The 16,609-nt window shown below is 59.8% G+C and carries 17 protein-coding genes; 6 read left to right on the top strand and 11 right to left on the bottom strand.

Annotation, left to right across the window (positions count from 1 at the left end; all coding sequences use genetic code 11):
* Positions 1-426: 426 nt before the first annotated feature.
* The 7 genes from glp to CRO62_RS25825 all read right to left on the bottom strand — a co-directional run bounded on the left by glp (position 427) and on the right by CRO62_RS25825 (position 6,548).
* The gene (gene glp, locus CRO62_RS25855; RefSeq protein WP_097102762.1) at positions 427-1,644 is read right to left on the bottom strand and encodes a gephyrin-like molybdotransferase Glp; all 1,218 of its coding nucleotides are present in this window, start codon (positions 1,642-1,644) and stop codon (positions 427-429) included.
* Entirely contained in the window at positions 1,645-2,136 is a 492-nt protein-coding gene (gene moaC, locus CRO62_RS25850; protein WP_003515564.1) for a cyclic pyranopterin monophosphate synthase MoaC, read from the bottom strand. It abuts the gene before it with no gap.
* Between the two features lie 7 nt (positions 2,137-2,143).
* On the bottom strand, positions 2,144-2,959 hold the full coding sequence (gene trpC / locus CRO62_RS25845) for an indole-3-glycerol phosphate synthase TrpC (protein ID WP_097102760.1): 816 nt from the start codon (positions 2,957-2,959) through the stop codon (positions 2,144-2,146).
* A gap of 19 nt (positions 2,960-2,978) precedes the next feature.
* Positions 2,979-4,013: an anthranilate phosphoribosyltransferase gene (trpD, locus tag CRO62_RS25840; RefSeq protein WP_097102758.1), complete on the bottom strand. Its 1,035-nt coding sequence runs from the start codon at positions 4,011-4,013 to the stop codon at positions 2,979-2,981.
* Positions 4,014-4,029: 16 nt separating this feature from the next.
* Positions 4,030-5,922, bottom strand: coding sequence for a peptidylprolyl isomerase (locus CRO62_RS25835; protein ID WP_097102756.1), 1,893 nt, complete (start codon positions 5,920-5,922; stop codon positions 4,030-4,032).
* 270 nt (positions 5,923-6,192) lie between these two features.
* Positions 6,193-6,327, bottom strand: coding sequence for a hypothetical protein (locus CRO62_RS27750; RefSeq protein WP_003515556.1), 135 nt, complete (start codon positions 6,325-6,327; stop codon positions 6,193-6,195).
* Positions 6,328-6,368: 41 nt separating this feature from the next.
* Positions 6,369-6,548, bottom strand: a complete 180-nt coding sequence (locus CRO62_RS25825; protein ID WP_003515553.1) for a hypothetical protein — start codon at positions 6,546-6,548, stop codon at positions 6,369-6,371.
* Between the two features lie 418 nt (positions 6,549-6,966).
* Between CRO62_RS25825 and coaD the strand changes: the two genes are divergently transcribed.
* The 6 genes from coaD to CRO62_RS25795 all read left to right on the top strand — a co-directional run bounded on the left by coaD (position 6,967) and on the right by CRO62_RS25795 (position 12,260).
* Positions 6,967-7,461, top strand: coding sequence for a pantetheine-phosphate adenylyltransferase (gene coaD / locus CRO62_RS25820; protein WP_003515552.1), 495 nt, complete (start codon positions 6,967-6,969; stop codon positions 7,459-7,461).
* A 29-nt stretch (positions 7,462-7,490) separates the two neighbouring features.
* Positions 7,491-8,060, top strand: coding sequence for a peptidylprolyl isomerase (locus tag CRO62_RS25815; RefSeq protein ID WP_097102753.1), 570 nt, complete (start codon positions 7,491-7,493; stop codon positions 8,058-8,060).
* Positions 8,061-8,096: 36 nt separating this feature from the next.
* Positions 8,097-8,606 carry a peptidylprolyl isomerase gene (locus tag CRO62_RS25810; protein ID WP_003515547.1) on the top strand — a complete coding sequence of 170 codons (510 nt, stop codon included), beginning with the start codon at positions 8,097-8,099 and terminating at the stop codon, positions 8,604-8,606.
* Between the two features lie 247 nt (positions 8,607-8,853).
* Complete coding sequence (queA, locus tag CRO62_RS25805) at positions 8,854-9,936, top strand: tRNA preQ1(34) S-adenosylmethionine ribosyltransferase-isomerase QueA (protein WP_097102751.1); 1,083 nt, start codon at positions 8,854-8,856, stop codon at positions 9,934-9,936.
* Positions 9,936-11,066 (top strand): tRNA guanosine(34) transglycosylase Tgt, encoded by a 1,131-nt coding sequence (gene tgt / locus CRO62_RS25800; RefSeq protein ID WP_097102749.1) that lies wholly within the window; start codon positions 9,936-9,938, stop codon positions 11,064-11,066. The genes queA and tgt overlap by 1 nt, the downstream gene beginning before the upstream one ends.
* A gap of 36 nt (positions 11,067-11,102) precedes the next feature.
* Positions 11,103-12,260, top strand: a complete 1,158-nt coding sequence (locus tag CRO62_RS25795; protein ID WP_097102747.1) for an aminodeoxychorismate synthase component I — start codon at positions 11,103-11,105, stop codon at positions 12,258-12,260.
* A 250-nt stretch (positions 12,261-12,510) separates the two neighbouring features.
* On the opposite strand, the gene CRO62_RS25790 is transcribed toward CRO62_RS25795, so the two are convergent.
* From CRO62_RS25790 to CRO62_RS25775, 4 genes are all read right to left on the bottom strand, one after another.
* On the bottom strand, positions 12,511-13,788 hold the full coding sequence (locus CRO62_RS25790; RefSeq protein ID WP_179784631.1) for a type III PLP-dependent enzyme: 1,278 nt from the start codon (positions 13,786-13,788) through the stop codon (positions 12,511-12,513).
* A complete protein-coding gene (locus CRO62_RS25785) occupies positions 13,772-15,304 on the bottom strand; it encodes an AMP-binding protein (protein ID WP_097102745.1) in 1,533 nt (510 codons plus the stop codon). Before CRO62_RS25785 ends, CRO62_RS25790 begins: the two co-directional genes overlap by 17 nt.
* The gene (locus CRO62_RS25780; RefSeq protein WP_097102743.1) at positions 15,301-15,564 is read right to left on the bottom strand and encodes an acyl carrier protein; all 264 of its coding nucleotides are present in this window, start codon (positions 15,562-15,564) and stop codon (positions 15,301-15,303) included. Before CRO62_RS25780 ends, CRO62_RS25785 begins: the two co-directional genes overlap by 4 nt.
* Positions 15,565-15,652: 88 nt before the next feature.
* On the bottom strand, positions 15,653-16,411 hold the full coding sequence (locus CRO62_RS25775; protein WP_179784666.1) for a hypothetical protein: 759 nt from the start codon (positions 16,409-16,411) through the stop codon (positions 15,653-15,655).
* Positions 16,412-16,609: the final 198 nt, after the last annotated feature.

Genomic DNA, 16,609 nt, shown 5'->3' with positions numbered 1-16,609 from the left:
GGAAACTAATTTTTGTTCCCTGAAATTTGATCTTCGGCAATTTTTATCTTATTTAGCTGATAATTATAAGTAATTCTCATTTCTAGGAAGTTCCGGAGTTTTTTGATTTCTACTGCTCGTCTTGGTGCCAGCTTCGTATTTATTCTGTCAATCCCGATAGTGATTTTAGGGTGATTTATTTCGGCACAACAACGCAGGGTGATAGTCGGGAGATGGTTGAGGCGCGGAGTTTTTCATCTGGCAAGACGCCGCTTATAAGCAACGAACTTCTTCGCGCATGTCCGGATACAGCAACGTTACAGTTTTTATTACGTCGTCTCAACAGGAGTGGCTGCAGCCCGTCTCATTTCTGTGACTACTTGCGGTGGAAATTGCGTAAGATTTTGAAACAATGCGTTGTTTTGTCTGCCGCCGGAATATGTCCCGTCAGGCTCTAAGCCGAATTACCGAGCATTCCGCACCGGCGTCAACTGCCGGCGCATTTGGCGGGCGCACGATCAGGCCGTCGGAATGGGCCAGTATGTTCATCATGGATGAATCCTGTTTGGCATAGGCTTGCGCCACCAGAGCGCCGTTGTCATCGGCGCTGAAACGGGCGCGAAGATAATCCTGCCGGTGATCGTTCGCCTTCAGCGACGTGGCGGTTCGGGCCGTGGTGATGCGTTGCGGCGGAATCCGGCGGGCGATTCTGTGGAGCAGTGGCTCGAGGAACAGCAGGCCACAGACGAGGCTCGCGACTGGATTTCCTGGCAGGCCCAGAACCTGCATGGCATCGATGGCGCCCACCATCAGCGGTTTTCCAGGACGCATGGCAATGCGCCAGAAATCGAGCTGCATGCCTTCGGCCTTAAGCGCCGCCTGAACGAGATCATGGTCGCCGACAGAGGCGCCGCCGAGCGTCACCAGCACATCGGCCTTTGCCGCGACGGCCTTGCCGATGGCGGCGCGGATCAGCGTGTCGTTGTCGGCGATGATGCCGAGATCGAGAACCTCCGCACCGGCTGCCCGCGCAAGTGCGGCGACACCGAAGGTGTTCGAGGCGATGATCTGGGCGGGAAGGGGCGTGCTTCCGGGCGGCAGCAATTCGTCGCCGGTGGCAAGGATCGCGACCAGCGGCTTGCGATAGACGGCAAGCGTTGCGTGATTCATCGCCGCTGCAACGGTGAGATCGGTGAAGCCGAGTTCGCGCCCACACTTCAAAACGGTGTCGCCCTCGGCAAAATCCTGTCCGCGAGGGCGAATGTGTCGCCCGGCGGTGACGTCAAAAGCGGTGCGGATTTTGCCCTCGCCGAGAAGCTCGGCATCTTCCTGAATGAGAATGGCATCCGCACCCGCTGGCACCGGTGCGCCGGTAAAGATACGCACGGCCTCGCCTTTACCCACCGTGCCCGGGAAAGCGTGGCCTGCGGCAGCCTGGCCGATGACGGTGAGGACTGACCCGATTTGTGGTGCATCGGCACTGCGCAGCGCATAGCCGTCCATGGCAGAGGCATCGAAAGGCGGCTGGGTCAGACGCGCCGCAAGGTCCGCCGCAAGGACGCGGCCATCGCATTCGGCGAGCGGAAGGGTCTCGCTGTCAACCACCGGAACCGCCGCCTCCAGAAGGCGCGTTACGGCCTCATCCACGGGCAGCAGTGGCTTCATTCAGGTCTCCTGTCGCCGGAAATCGCCCGACTTGCCGCCGCTCTTTTCGAGAAGGCGGATATTGACGATCTCCATCGCCTTGTCGGCGGCTTTGGCCATGTCGTAAATGGTCAGGCAGGCGATGGACACGGCGGTGAGAGCCTCCATCTCCACGCCGGTCTTGCCGGAAAGCTTCACCATGGCCTCCACCCGCAGACCGGGCAGGGCGGCGTCTTCGGTAATGTCCACCGCCACCTTGGTCAGCATCAGCGGGTGGCAGAGCGGAATGAGGTTGGCCGTCTGCTTGGCTGCCATGATGCCCGCGAGCCGGGCTGTGCCGATGACGTCACCCTTCTTGGCATTGCCATCGCGGATGAGCGCCAGCGTTTCCGGCTTCATCTTCACGAAGCCTTCCGCAACCGCGACACGGACGGTCTCGGCTTTGTCGCCGACATCGACCATATGGGCCTCGCCGCTCGCATCGATATGGGTGAGCTTTGTCGCCTCGCTCATCGGCGCATCATTCCGCCGCCAGAACGCCGGATTGGCCGGTCAGCAGGGTTTTGGTAGCCGCCGCCACGTCGTCCTTGCGCATCAGGCTTTCGCCGACGAGGAAGGTGCTGATGCCGCTCTTTTCGAGGCGCTGGCAATCCTCATAGGTGAAGATGCCACTTTCGCCGACCAGCAGCTTATCGGCGGGCACGAGGCCGGCCAGTTTCTCGCTGGTTTCAAGGCTGACCTCGAAAGTGCGCAGATTGCGGTTGTTGATGCCAAGAAGCGGCGAAGCGAGCTTCAGCGCCCGTTCGGTTTCTTCCGCATCATGCACTTCGACCAGTACGTCCATGCCGAGTGAAAAAGCCTCGTCTTCAAGGCGTTTCGCCTCATCGTCGGAAAGAGACGCCATGATGAGCAGGATGCAGTCCGCGCCCCAGGCGCGGGCCTCATGCACCTGATAGGTGTCGAACATGAAATCCTTGCGCAGCGCAGGCAGCGCGCAGGCATTGCGGGCAGCCGTCAGAAATTCCGGCGCACCCTGAAAGCTCGGCGTGTCCGTGAGCACGGAAAGACAGGCGGCGCCACCAGCCTCATAGGCGGCGGCCAGTGCCGGCGGATCGAAATCCGGGCGGATCAGCCCCTTGGAGGGGCTGGCCTTCTTGATTTCGGCGATCAGACCGAATTTACCCTCAGCCTGCTTTGTCCGCAGCGCTTTGTAAAAACCGCGCGGCGCAGTCTGGCCGGCGGCCATCGCCTTGAGATCGGCAAGTGAAACCCTGGCCTTGGCGGCGGCAATTTCCTCGCGCTTGTAGATCTCGATATTTTTCAGAATGTCGCTCATGGTTTCGCTCTCATTCCTTTTAATGGTCGGCCTGCCCGGAGACTGTTTCATTGGAGACGGCGACCAGACGGTCAAGCGCTGCTGCCGCGGCGCCGCTGTCGAGCGCTTCGCTCACGGTCGTCATCGCCTCGCCAAGCGTTTCGGCCTTGCCGGCAATGACGAGGGCTGCTGCGGCGTTGCATAGCGATACGTCGCGATAGGCGTTGCGCTTGCCGGACAGAACCTCGCGAAGTGCCGCTGCATTGGCAATGCCGTCGCCGCCCTTGAGGTCTTCCATGGAAGCGGGTTCAACACCGAAATCCTTCGGCGTCAGATCGAAGGTGCGGATCTTGCCGTTTTCAAGCGCCGCCACATGGGTGACGCCTGTCGTCGTGACTTCATCCATGCCGTCGCCATGTACGACCCAGATGCTTTCCGAGCCGAGATCGCGCAGCACTTCGGCAAGCGGCACCAGCCAGCGCGGCGAAAAGACGCCGAGCAATTGGCGCTTCGCGCCCGCCGGGTTGGAAAGCGGGCCGAGCAGGTTGAAGATGGTGCGCGTGCCAAGTTCGACGCGGCTTGGACCGACATGGCGCATGGCGGAATGGTGCAGCTGCGCGAACATGAAGCCGAGTCCCGCCTCACTGATGCAGCGGGCAATGAGATCAGGGCCGATATCCAGCTTTACGCCAAGCGCGGACAGCGCATCCGCCGTGCCGGATTTGGAGCTCAGCGCCCGGTTACCATGCTTGGCAACCGGAAGGCCCGTGCCGGCAACGATGATCGAGGCGAGCGTCGAGATATTGTAGGTGCCGATGCCGTCACCGCCGGTTCCGACGATGTCGATGGCATTTTCGGGGGCCGAAACCGGCAGCATGCGCGCGCGCATGGAGGAGACGGCGCCGACAATTTCGTCCACCGTCTCGCCGCGCACGCGCAGTGCCATCAGGAAACCGCCGATCTGCGACGGGGTAGCTTCGCCCGACATCAGAATGTCGAAAGCGGCCCGCGATTCCTCACGGTTCAGGCTTTCCCCGTTTGCGACCTTTGCGATCAGCGGTTTCAGTTCGGCCATCGTTTCCGCCCCCCGGTTAGAAGCCGACCATCGCCTGATCGGCGAGGGCCTGATTGATGGTCACACCGTAGTCGTTCTGCAGGCGGTTGACCATCTGGTCGAGCATGTCGTCGCCTGCCGCGCGGGCGATGGCGGCGAACTGCTGATCGTCATTGGCAAGCGCATCGGCAGGCGCGTTGGTGTCGACTGCCGTGACCTTGAAGAGGATGCGGCTGGAACCATCGGCGTCTGCCGCGGTGCCCGTCATGCCTTCAGCGCCGGAGAATACCGCCGTGATCGTCTGGCGACCGAAAATCGCGTCCTCGCTGGTGCGGCGCAGGCCAGATTTCTGCTCGACGGCAAGGCCGAGTTCGCCAGCCACCGCTGCCAGTGTCTCGCCCTTTTCGACGCGTGCCTTCAGCTCGTCGGCCTTGGTGGCAAGCGCCGTGCGCTGCTGCTCTGCCGTCCAGTCGGCCACGACATCGTCGCGCACTTCGGCAAGCGTGCGGTCGCGGGCGGGGATGATCTGATCGACGTCGAACCAGATGTAGCCTTCGCGGCCGAGATTGATCGGCAGGGCTTCGGTGCCGGGTTCGGTCTTGAAGACTTCCTGGGCAAGCTGCGGCGAGGGCAGGTCCTGAATGGCGTCGCCCTTTGCATCAAGACCGGCGGCATCGATGGCGTCGATGGTGACGGGCTTGAGGTTCAGCTGCTTTGCCGCATCGGCAAGCGAGGAGCCGCCGGCACGCAGGTCTTCGTAACGGTCATGCACATTGGTGACTTCTTCGGCTGCAGCGGCGGTGGCGAGGTCCTTGCGGATGTCCTCTTTCGCTTCTTCCAGCGTGCGGGTGGTTTCCGGCTTTATGCCGGTGATGCGCAGGATGACCGGGCCGAAGGAGCCTGCCACGACCGGAGACACGCCGCCATCCTTCTGGACGGCGAAAGCAGCATCGGCAATCGACTGGTCGGGGATCGTGTCCTTGGTGAATTCGCCAAGCGTCACGTCGGAGGCGGTCTTGCCCTGATCCTTCACCACCTGATCATAGGTGGTGTTGCCGAGGCGGATCTGCTCTGCGGCGGCTTCTGCCATTTCCTTTTCCGGGAAGGTCAGCTGCTCGACGGTGCGGCGACCGGCGGTGCGGAAGCTGTCCTTGTGGCTGTTGTAGTAGTCGGCGATCTGCGCATCCGTCACCGAAGCCTGATCGGCAATGTCCGATGGTTCCAGCTTCACATAGGTGAACTTGCGGAACTCGGGCGCGCGATATTTCGCCTTGTTGGTTTCAAACCAGGGTGCAAGCACGTCGTCGCCCGGCGCCTTGACCGGTGCAATGACGGCGTTGGACAGGATAACGTAATCGACCGAACGCTGTTCGTTGCGGTATTGCTTAAGCGCGTCCACAAGTACCTGCGGCGCCTTGAAACCATCGGAAACGGCTTCAACGATCTGGCTTCTGACCGCGACCTTGCTGCGTTCCTTGATATAGTCGTCTTCGCGCAGGCCGGAATTGCGCAGCCGTTCGGTGAACAGGGTGCGATCGAACTGGCCATTGACCGATTTGAAGGCCGGGTCTTCGGCAATGAGATTGGCGAGACGGTCTTCCGAAAGGCCGAGATTCATCTTCGAAGCCAGTTCGTCAAGCGAGGCACCCGCCGCAAGCTGGCTGAACACCTGACGGTCGATGCCGAAGGCCTTGGCCTGTTCGGTCGTCAGTCTCGCGCCGAACTGGCGGCTGAGGTCGGAAACCTGACGCTGATAGGCGAGGCGGAATTCCTGCGGGCTGACCGTCTGGTCGCCGACCGTCATGACCGCATTCGAATTGGAGGTGACGAGTGATGCGGAGACGCCCCAGACGCCAAACGAAACAACAAGCAGGAGAAGCAGCAGCTTGGCTGCCATGGTTCGAGAAGCATTTCTCAGGGAATCGAGCATCGTTATGCAAACCTCACAGGAACGTCATTGCGGTCGCCAGCCGTCCGGCCCGCAACGTATCGGCGTTCCTTAAATCAATCCAATGGGAAATTGAAGGGAATTTGCCTTGGAAAAACGGGGTTTTGAAAACGCTTATGTGATTGGGGCAAGGTTTTTACGCGTTCATCCTCGCCATATTGGCCCTTAAGGCGGCAAAATAAAACCGCCCGGAGCGTCCAGGCGGTTGCGGAGAATCATCTTATGAAAGGCGGCTAGGCCTGATGGTTGCGGTTAGAACGCGCGGTTGCGTCTCACCGAGGCCTTGAATTCCTCGTCTTCCCGTCGCATCTCGGCGACTGCGGAGATCATTGATGTCACGAACATGATGCTGATCAGGGCAAGAAGCAGAGTCAGGAATGTAAACATGATATCATCTCCGTGGGTAGCGAGGAAATCCTAGTTCCTCATCAGTAATAGGTCATGGACTGGTAGCGGGCGGTCATCTGTGGATAGTCCGGTCCCTGTGCGGCAGGCTTCTGATCATAAAGGCTAAACGTTGTTGCTACCATTGCGATGACCAGTACTGTCCAGGCGGTGCTGATGACGCTGATTTTCGCCGAAGTAGACTGTTTTTCTCTTACAAACATCTGTCTGTTCCTTTGGTTTGATATTAACGCGCCACGTCCAATCATGTTCCGCGTCAACCTTAAAAATCGATTAGCATCGCGCCTGTGAAACTTCCTTGAATGGCTTGTTCATCTGGCGTTCAGGAAACCGTCGACTGGCCTCATTCGAGGAAAAGATACTCGGCTGCGAATGATGCGATGACCGAAAAGACGATCATAAAGGCCAGCATTTTCATTTCTCCGGGGGCTTAACGAGGTGAGGGGCATTTCGGTTTCCCGATGCCGTGTATTTATATAAATGAGCCCTGAAACCGCACTGAACGGCGCATTCATCCGTTGTTCAGACCGCACCGGGAGAGCGTCCGGGTTGTAAAAGTCTTGCGCCGCGCCCATCTCCATGACAAAAGGCGGCACATAACGCCCACCACTTGAGAGCGATATGACGATTGCCTTTTATCCAGGATCCTTCGATCCGATGACCAACGGACATCTGGATGTGCTTATCCAGGCGCTGAACGTGGCGTCCAAAGTCATCGTCGCCGTCGGTATCCATCCCGGAAAAGCACCGCTGTTCAGCTTTGAGGAGCGGGCGACGCTGATAAGCCGGGCACTTTCCGAAAGCCTGCCCGGTGAGGCGGCGCGCGTTGAGGTCGTTTCCTTCGACAATCTGGTCGTCGATGCAGCCCGCCAGCATGGCGCGCGCCTTCTTCTGCGCGGCCTGCGAGACGGCACCGATCTCGATTATGAAATGCAGATGGCCGGCATGAACCGCCAGATGGCACCTGATATACAGACCGTGTTCCTGCCGGCGGGTACGTCGTCGCGACCCATTACAGCCACATTGGTCCGGCAGATCGCCGCCATGGGCGGCAATGTGGATGCCTTCGTTCCCAAAGCCGTGCTTGAAGCCCTCAACGCCAAGCTGAAGCGCTGACTTCAGCCTCACATTCCGGAGCCAATCCAATGAAACTCGTTCGATTTGCCTTTGCCGGCGCCCTGTTTGCGGGCGCGCTTGCCGCCAGCACCTTCGCTTCGGCTGCCGAATTCCTGACCGTCCAGCTGAAGGACGGCCCCGTCGTCATCGAACTGATGCCGGAAGTCGCGCCCAAGCACGTGGCGCAGATTGAAGCGCTGGCGAAAAAGGGCGCCTATGACAACGTGGCCTTCCACCGCGTCATCGACGGTTTCATGGCGCAGACCGGCGACGTGCAGTACGGCAACATGGAGAAGGGCTTCAGCGCCCAGCGCGCCGGCACCGGCGGCTCTGACATGGCCGACATTCCGGCAGAATTCTCCAAGACACCGTTCACGCGCGGCGTCGTCGGCATGGCCCGTTCCAGCGATCCGAATTCCGCCAATTCGCAGTTCTTCATCATGTTTGCCGACGGTCCGTTCCTGAACGGCCAGTACACCGTGGTCGGCAAGGTCGTGTCCGGCATGGAAGCCGTGGACAAGATCAAGCGCGGCGCCGGCGGCAATGGCGAAGTTTCCAACCCCGACCGGATGATCAAGGTCACCGTCGGCAAGAAGTAAGGTAGGGCAATAGAGCCCGAACAGAGGAGAATAATCATGGCCGAGATCAAGGATCCGGAAAACACCATCATCATGGAAACGACGACCGGCAAGGTCGTGATCCAGCTGCTTCCGGAAGTTGCTCCGGGCCACGTTGCCCGTATCAAGGAACTGGTATCGGAAGGCGCTTACGACGGCGTCGTGTTCCACCGCGTCATCGAAGACTTCATGGCCCAGACGGGCGATGTGAAGTTCGGCAAGAAGGGTTCGGAAAGCTTCAACCCGGCCCGCGCCGGCATGGGCGGCTCCGAGAAGCCTGACCTCAAGGCTGAATTCTCGGCTATTTCGCACGTTCGCGGCACCTGCTCGATGGCCCGTTCGCAGAGCCCGAACTCCGCCAACTCGCAGTTCTTCATCTGCTTCACCGATTCACCGTGGCTGAACAAGCAGTACACCGTGTGGGGCCAGGTCATCGAAGGCATGGAAGCCATCGACAAGGTCAAGCGCGGCGAGCCTGTGAAGGACCCCGATTCGATCGTTTCGATGAAGCTCGCTTCGGCGGCCTGATAATAGCGTATAAAGTGTTTACCCGCTCCGCAGGAAACTGCGGGGCGTTTCACATTGATGATGGCGCCAACCTCTCAGACGTCATCCTCGGGCTTGTCCCGAGGATCTAACGATCCACAACGTCAACGTCGTTAGATCCTCGGGACAAGCCCGAGGATGACGTCGAGTGTAGTCGGGAGCCTTGTCATCAACCACCACCCGCCCCATGCCATGCAGGGCGGGTTTTGATATTTCGAGAGCCCTTGCAATGCGTGTAGACCTGTTCGATTTCGATCTGCCCGAGGAGAATATCGCGCTTCGTCCTGCGAACCCGCGCGATAGTGCGCGTCTTCTCGTGGTCGATCCGAATGCGGACCACATGGAAGACCGCATCGTATCCGACCTGACTTCCTTCCTGAAGCCCGGCGACGCGCTGGTGTTCAACGACACCCGCGTCATTCCAGCCCAGCTTGAAGGCGTGCGGCTGCGCGAAGGTGCGCCTGAAACGGCAGTTTCAGCCACGCTGCACATGCGCGCCGACCAGTCGCGCTGGAAGGCTTTCGCGCGGCCCGGCAAGCGTATCAAGCAGGGTGACCGCATCCGTTTCGGTTATGAGCGCGACAATGCCTGCGGCCTTGCCCATCTGGAGGCCACCGTCGAGGAAAAGGGTGAGGAGGGCGAGATCACTCTGCTTTTCGACGTTTCCGGCCCGGTTCTGGACGAGGCGATCGCGTCTGTCGGCCATATTCCTTTGCCGCCCTATATTGCCGCGAAGCGCCCGGAAGATGCGCAGGACCAGACCGATTACCAGACAATTTATGCCCGCGAGAAGGGCGCCGTTGCCGCACCCACCGCCGGCCTGCATTTCACGCCCGATCTGTTTGCGGCGCTGGACGAAGCCGGCATCGAGCGGCATTTCGTGACACTTCACGTTGGGGCAGGCACCTTCCTTCCAGTTAAGGCCGACGATACCGACGATCACAAGATGCATTTCGAGATCGGCCATGTTTCGCAGGAGACTGCGGCAAAGCTCAATGCCGTCAAGGCGCGCGGCGGGCGGATCGTTTCTGTCGGCACCACCTCGCTGCGGCTTATCGAAAGCGCCACTGATGAGAATGGCGTCATTCAGCCATGGTCGGGCGCGACGGGCATCTTCATCACGCCCGGATACCGTTTCCGCGCGGTTGATATTCTGATGACCAATTTCCACCTGCCGAAATCGACGCTGTTCATGCTCGTTTCGGCTTTTTGCGGTCTCGAGACGATGCGTGCCGCTTATGCGCATGCCATCGAAACCGGATACCGTTTTTATTCCTATGGCGATTCCAGCCTGTTGTTCCGGAAGAACTGATGCACGACAAATTCACCTTTACCCTGAAAGCCACGAGCGGCGGCGCCCGCCTTGGCGAAGTCGCCATGCCGCGCGGCGTCATCCGCACACCTGCCTTCATGCCTGTTGGCACTGTCGGCACCGTCAAGGCCATGTATCTCGACCAGGTGCGCGAGCTGGGGGCCGATATCATTCTCGGCAATACCTATCACCTGATGCTGCGGCCCGGCCCGGAGCGCGTGGAAAGGCTTGGCGGGTTGCATGAGCTTATCCGCTGGCCGCATCCGATCCTCACCGATAGCGGCGGCTTCCAGGTCATGTCGCTTTCAGGCCTGCGCAAGCTGGACGAGAAGGGTGTGACCTTCAAGAGTCATGTGGACGGTTCGCTGCACCATATGTCGCCGGAACGCTCGATCGAAATTCAGGGCATGCTTGATTCGGACATCCAGATGCAGCTCGATGAATGCATCGCGTTGCCGGCCGAGCGCAAGGAAATCGAGCGCGCCATGGAAATGTCGCTGCGCTGGGCGGAACGCTGCCGCGTCGCTTTCGGTGAGCAGCCCGGCAAGGCCATGTTCGGCATCGTGCAGGGCGGCGACCAGCCGGACCTGCGCATTCGCTCCGCCGAAGGGCTGAAGCAGCTTGATCTCAAGGGTTACGCTGTCGGCGGTCTTGCCGTGGGCGAGCCGCAGGATGTGATGCTGGGCATGCTCGACATCACACTGCCGGTGCTGCCCACCGAAAAGCCGCGTTACCTGATGGGCGTCGGTACGCCTGACGATATCTTGAAATCGGTGGCGCGCGGCATCGACATGTTCGACTGCGTGATGCCGACCCGTTCCGGCCGTCATGGTCTTGCCTTCACCCGTCGCGGCAGGGTCAATATCCGCAATGCCCGCCATGCGGAGGATATGCGGCCGCTCGACGAGCAGTCAAACTGCCCGGCCTCGCGTGATTATTCCCGCGCCTATCTGCATCATCTCACGCGCTCCAACGAGGCGCTGGGCGGCATGCTGCTATCCTGGCACAATCTTGCCTATTATCAGGAGCTGATGCAGGGTATCCGCAAGTCGATCGAGGAAGGCCGTTTCGCTGATTTTTATGCGGAAACCATAGAGATGTGGGCGCGGGGCGACATAGACCCGATCTGATTTTTCCCGACCCTTTCTCCTGTTCGGACGCTTTCCTTGGCACATGCGCCTTACGTTCTTTTCCGGGATGACACGACCGGCACGGTGACAGCCTTCACCGAGCCGGAGGAGATCATCGTCGCGGATGAGCCAGAGGCGTTTTTCGCGGCGCTGAAACGGATGGAGCAGCTGCGCCGCGCCGGGAAATACCTTGCTGGCTATATGTCCTACGAGGCGGGTTTCCTGTTCGAGCCGAAGCTTGCGGACTTTGCTGCCGAGCCTCGCAACGTGCCGTTCCTTCGCTTCGGCGTCTTTTCCGGCCCACAACCGGATGAGGGGCGATTTGCGCGGCCCGAAAGTCTGCCGGATGCGGATGCATTTCTATCCGATCCCGCACCCGCATGGAGCCTTGAAGACTATTGCCAGCGCTTTGAGCGGCTGCACGGGCATCTGCGTCGCGGCGACTGTTATCAGGGCAATCTGACGATGCCCGTTCATGCCCGCTGGAGCGGCGATCCGCTCACGGCCTTCTGGTCATTGGTTGAGCGCCAGCCGGTCAAATATGGCGCGCTGGTCGATCTCGGTGGACCGGTGATCCTGTCGCGCTCACCGGAACTGTTTTTCTCGGTGGACGGCGAAGGTTTCATCGAAACCCATCCGATGAAGGGAACGACGCCGCGCGGCGCGAATGCGCAAGAGGACCGGGCAATCATCGCGGCGATGCTTGAGGATGAGAAGACGCTTGCCGAAAACCGCATGATCGTCGATCTCCTGCGCAACGATATTTCCCGCATCACCGAGGTCGGCAGCCTCCATGTGCCGCGACTGTTCGATATCGAGACCTATCCAACCGTGCACCAGATGGTCAGCCATGTGCGCGCGAAGCTTTTGCCTGACGTTACGGTGGAGGATATTTTTACGGCGCTGTTTCCCTGCGGTTCGGTGACCGGCGCGCCGAAAATGTGGGCGATGAAGATCCTGCGCGAACTGGAACAGACGCCGCGCGACGCCTATTGCGGCGCGATCGGCTTCATGTCTCCTGCTGGTGAAATGCGCTTTTCGGTGGCGATCCGCACGCTGACCCTGTTCGATGACGGCCGCGCGGTCTTCAACGTCGGCGGCGGCATCGTTTTCGATTCGGATGCCGAGGCGGAATATGATGAGTGTCTGCTGAAATCCAAGTTTGCGGTTGGGGACAGGTTGTTGCGGCGGTGATCGGTACGTTGCGTGGGGTTAGGCTTGCTTTATCGGCGACGACACTCACTTCCCTCATTCCTGTGCTTGTCACAGGAATCCAGCCAGCCCAAGTCCTTGGGTTGATAAGACTCTTCCCGCCGCACGGACGTGCGTCGACTGGATTCCTGTGACAAGCACAGGAATGAGGGAGGTTGGAGGAGGCTCCGAGGTAAGCAGCCAAAAGTGTGCCCTTAGGAAAGCCGGCTACGGGTTTCGCGACCACACATCCTCAGCGCCCTATCACCTCAAACGCACCATCCTCAACCAGCACTTCCTTCGCCGCCGGATGGCTTAGAAAACCCACGGGGCTGGCACTTGCGCCATAGGCGCCCGATTGCAGAATTGCGAGGAGATCGCCAGCCTTCAGCTTCGGCAGGACTGCATTTCGGGCCAGCGTGTCGAGCGGCGTGCAGAGCGGGCCGACGATGGTTGACGTTTCCTCATAGTCTGCCTGCATCATGGCCGGTGCGATGATGGGGTAGTTGCGCTTGACGATCTGGCCGAGATTGCCGGAGGCTGCCAGATGGTGGTGCATGCCGCCATCCGTCACCACGAAGGTGTTGCCGCGCGAGGTCTTTACCGAATTGACTTCCGCCACATAGATGCCGCCGGGACCGGCGAGGAAGCGGCCGGGTTCGACGATGACATGGGCATCGGCGATCAGCGGATGCTCCTGCATCAAGGCCTTGAGGTCGGGAATGGCGGCGCTGACCGTTGCAAGATCGAGCGGCGTTTCTCCGGCGAAATAGGGGATGCCGAGACCGCCGCCGAGATCGATGGTTTCAAGTGGCCTGCCGAGCATTTCGGCTATGCGCGCCGCAAGCAAAATGGAGTGTCTCCATTGGGAGACAAGCATGTCGGCATCGAGGATTTGCGTGCCACCGTAAATATGGACACCGACGAGATCGATGTGCCTGGTGTCCCTGAACAGCGGCAGGACGTTGCCGAGTTCTTCCTCGTCAAAACCGAAGGCGGTGGCCTTGCCGCCCATGCGCATGGCGCCGGCCTGCGCATCCGGCACCGGGTTGATGCGTATCGAGGCCTTGACCTCTCTGCCGATCGCTTCGATACGGGCAATTTCCTCGGCGCTTTCGATATGGATTTCGCCGATGCCGCTCTCGATCACCTCAAGCAATTCGGCCTGGCGTTTGCCGGGACCGGCAAAGATGATCTTTGCCGATGGCACACCTGCCTTGATGGCGGCGCGATATTCGCCGACTGAGGCGATTTCCGCGCCAGCGCCTTCGTTGCGGAACAGCGAAATGATGGCGGGCAGAGGATTGGCCTTCACCGAATAGTAGATATCGGCAAAGCCGCTGAGCGCGGTTGCGAGATCCCGATAAGCGCGACGCATGGCGCTGGCATCATAAAGGAAACACGGCGTTCCGGTCTCGGTGACGATATCGCGCACGGCACGGCCGCCGATGACAAGATCGTTTTCGTTGACTGCGAATTGCGCGGCCGCAAGGGCAGGGCCGTGGCTTTGGGGTCTATCCGTGGGCGCCATTGTCCGTCCGTTCGCGCACCAACGCGCGGTAATCCACCTTGCCATTGGCCGTGACCGGAAGCCGGTCGACCAGTTCGATGGCGCGCGGGATCATGAAGGGGGCGAGCATTTCGGCGGCTTTCTTGAGCGCTACCGAAGTATCGATATTCTCGTTGGCGGCGGTTGCCACGGCATGCACCTTCTCGCCCGCAAAGGGGTCAGGCAGGCCGATAACGGCGACCTGCTGGAAAAGGCCAGTCGACATCAGGCTTTCTTCCACCTCGGTCGGGCTGATGCGATAGCCTGACGATTTGATCATCGCATCGTTGCGGGCAACGAAGCTGAAAAAGCCGTCCTCGTCTTCCACTGCCAGATCGCCGGAATAACACACGGTCTCGCCACCGCGTGCAGCCGGAATGAATGGGTGAGGGCGCAGCACCTTGGCGGTATCTTCCGGCCGGTTCCAGTAACCAAGCGAAACGGTCGGGCCGCGATGGACGAGAATGCCGGGTTCGCCCGGTTTTGCCCTCTGTCCCTCGGCGGTGATGATGAAGATTTCACATTCCGGAATGGCCCTGCCGATGGATGTCGGGCGGCGGTCGATTTCATCAGGCGGCAGAAAAGTCGAGCGGAAGGCTTCGGTGAGGCCATACATCAGGTAGATTTTGGTGTCCGGCAGCTTTTCGCGCAACGCCCTCACGGTTTCCTGCGGCACGCGTCCGCCGGAATTGGTGATGTAGCGCAGCTGCGGCAGCGGCGTCTTCGCCAGCAACGGCGCGGCCCTTGTCAGGATCGCCCAGACAGTCGGCACGCCGGCAAGTCCGGTAATGGCATGGTCGCGCAAGTCCCTGACAATGTCGTCGCCGAGCCTGAAGGTGGAGATAACAGTGGTCGCACCCTGTTCCACCGCCGTCAGCAGCTGGTTCAGGCCGTAATCGAAACTGAAGGGCAAAATGGAGAGAATGCGGTCTTTTCCGGTGATCTCCAGATAGGTGCGCACGATACGCGCTCCGGCCAGAAGATTACGGTGCGACAGCATCACGCCCTTGGGCGAGCCGGTGGAGCCGGATGTGTAGAGGATTGCTGCAAGGTCCTCGCCAATTGCCGGCGAGACTTTGGCAGGCACGGGCGGGCGGCGGTCGACTTGTTCCGCCAGCAGTACAGTGACCTCGGGCAGGTCTTCCACAGCTGCGTTCAGCTCATCCATCATCGTAGCACTGCTGATGACGATTTTTGCACCGCAATCCGCCACGATATGGCGGATTTGCTGCGCCTTCAAAAGTGCATTGACCGGCACGAAGACGCAGGAGGCCATGCTCACGCCGAAGATCGACCAGCATTCCTCGATGCCGCGCGGCAGGAAGATGACGACGCGGTCGCCGCGCTCCGTTCCTGCCTCCTGCAATGCCGCCGCGCAACGTGCGGCCGCTTCGGAAAATTCGCGATAGCTCAGTGATTTATCTTTGTAGACAAGCGCCTCATCGCCGCTTTCCGCCCGCGCGGTGAGCAGGTGGTGCAGCAGGATGTGGGTTGTCATCTGCGCCGTTCCTGCGTGACGAAGGCAATCAGATCGGCCGGCGTGCTGAGATTTTCCGGGGTGAAATGTTCATCATTGAGAATGATGCCGAAACCTTCGCCGAGAAAGATCATCAGTTCGAGAAAACCGAGCGAATCGATCACACCGCCTTCGAGCAATTGCGTATCTGCGGAAAACGGGGCATGAGCCGGAAAACGCTGCGAGAGGTAGGAATAGATGGTCTCGGAAACATCAACTTCCCTAGGTTTCGCTGAAAGCATGCTTATTCTCCGCTCGTTCGCGCAGTCGGGACTAGTCTCGGCCGAAGCGCATTTTCTTCTTTTCAGGCAAGGTTTAAGCGCGCGTCTTTTAAGAGCGTCCCAATACCCAGGGTGGCAATAACACCAATTCTGAATATGTTTCGTTAATAAACCGTGGGTTCCATGCTCCCTTTACTTGTATTGGCGAGAATTTGAGCATGGCAAATCCGCCGGCGTCTCGCTTCTCATCGGAAGCCGCCATGGTCAATGCAAGCCGGCCTTTGCCAAGAAGATGGCGGGCTATTGCCGAAATGTGCCTCTGGGCGACTTGCCTGTCCTCGCAATAGATGAGGCGGGCGGAGGGCAGCCTTTTGGTTATGGTTTTTAAAAACACCAGCGGATAATGGCTGCCATCCGCCTCCATGACCGCAACGATGCAGCCGAAACGCGCATGATCTTCCAGCATGTCGCGCGTGGCGGCAGACAGCGTGCCCTGCGGCACTTCGGCAAGCGGGCGCAGCCGCGCCCTGGCCGGGCCGAATGCCTTTAAAGGCAGGGGATAAAAAAGCGTGCAATTCGTCACCGTTGTAAACCCCAGTCTCTCGTTCAGCTTGCAGGCTTCTGGAGACGGGGTGAGATCGGTGAAGATGTCTTCGTCGGAGGATGTCGCCATTTGCAGCATGCGTGGTGCAAACCACCGGCTGGAAGGTTCGACATACCAGCTGGACAGATTGACGACTGTCCTGCCGGTCTCGGGCAGGCGGCTTCGTATCGTCAGAAGAACGCCAACGGCATCGTCGCCCTTCATCAGCAATTGCCCGATGGGACCGAGATCCTGCCGCTGATGATGGTCGCTTATAAGGGACACGCCGAGCGCCCAGAAGGCCTCGCTCTTTTCCGGAAAACCTTTCGTCAGAAGTGCAACGGCAGCGACGCGGTTTCCGTTGTCGATCGGTACGGTTTTCAGAGGTCGCTCCCGCTGTCTGGCGTCGTTTCGGGCAGGGAGAGATTTTTCAACTCCACCGCGCAATATCGGCATACGACGATAGATTTACCGTCCCGTTAA

The organism is Rhizobium sp. AN6A, from assembly GCF_900215635.1.
GTDB classification, from domain to species: Bacteria; Pseudomonadota; Alphaproteobacteria; order Rhizobiales; family Rhizobiaceae; genus Agrobacterium; species Agrobacterium tumefaciens.
Note: the sequence above shows the minus strand (reverse complement) of the source record. Positions and strands in the feature narration are given on the sequence as shown.

Excerpts from the sequence above, each read along its gene's own strand:
- trpD (WP_097102758.1), bottom strand. The coding sequence starts at position 4,013 with ATGGCCGAACTGAAACCGCTGATCGCAAAGGTCGCAAACGGGGAAAGC.
- queA (WP_097102751.1), top strand. The coding sequence starts at position 8,854 with ATGCGTGTAGACCTGTTCGATTTCGATCTGCCCGAGGAGAATATCGCG.
- CRO62_RS25790 (WP_179784631.1), bottom strand. The coding sequence starts at position 13,788 with ATGGCGCCCACGGATAGACCCCAAAGCCACGGCCCTGCCCTTGCGGCC.
- coaD (WP_003515552.1), top strand. The coding sequence starts at position 6,967 with ATGACGATTGCCTTTTATCCAGGATCCTTCGATCCGATGACCAACGGA.
- CRO62_RS27750 (WP_003515556.1), bottom strand. The coding sequence starts at position 6,327 with ATGTTTACATTCCTGACTCTGCTTCTTGCCCTGATCAGCATCATGTTC.
- tgt (WP_097102749.1), top strand. The coding sequence starts at position 9,936 with ATGCACGACAAATTCACCTTTACCCTGAAAGCCACGAGCGGCGGCGCC.
- CRO62_RS25810 (WP_003515547.1), top strand. The coding sequence starts at position 8,097 with ATGGCCGAGATCAAGGATCCGGAAAACACCATCATCATGGAAACGACG.
- glp (WP_097102762.1), bottom strand. The coding sequence starts at position 1,644 with ATGAAGCCACTGCTGCCCGTGGATGAGGCCGTAACGCGCCTTCTGGAG.
- CRO62_RS25785 (WP_097102745.1), bottom strand. The coding sequence starts at position 15,304 with ATGACAACCCACATCCTGCTGCACCACCTGCTCACCGCGCGGGCGGAA.
- CRO62_RS25815 (WP_097102753.1), top strand. The coding sequence starts at position 7,491 with ATGAAACTCGTTCGATTTGCCTTTGCCGGCGCCCTGTTTGCGGGCGCG.
- moaC (WP_003515564.1), bottom strand. The coding sequence starts at position 2,136 with ATGAGCGAGGCGACAAAGCTCACCCATATCGATGCGAGCGGCGAGGCC.
- CRO62_RS25780 (WP_097102743.1), bottom strand. The coding sequence starts at position 15,564 with ATGCTTTCAGCGAAACCTAGGGAAGTTGATGTTTCCGAGACCATCTAT.
- CRO62_RS25825 (WP_003515553.1), bottom strand. The coding sequence starts at position 6,548 with ATGTTTGTAAGAGAAAAACAGTCTACTTCGGCGAAAATCAGCGTCATC.
- trpC (WP_097102760.1), bottom strand. The coding sequence starts at position 2,959 with ATGAGCGACATTCTGAAAAATATCGAGATCTACAAGCGCGAGGAAATT.
- CRO62_RS25835 (WP_097102756.1), bottom strand. The coding sequence starts at position 5,922 with ATGCTCGATTCCCTGAGAAATGCTTCTCGAACCATGGCAGCCAAGCTG.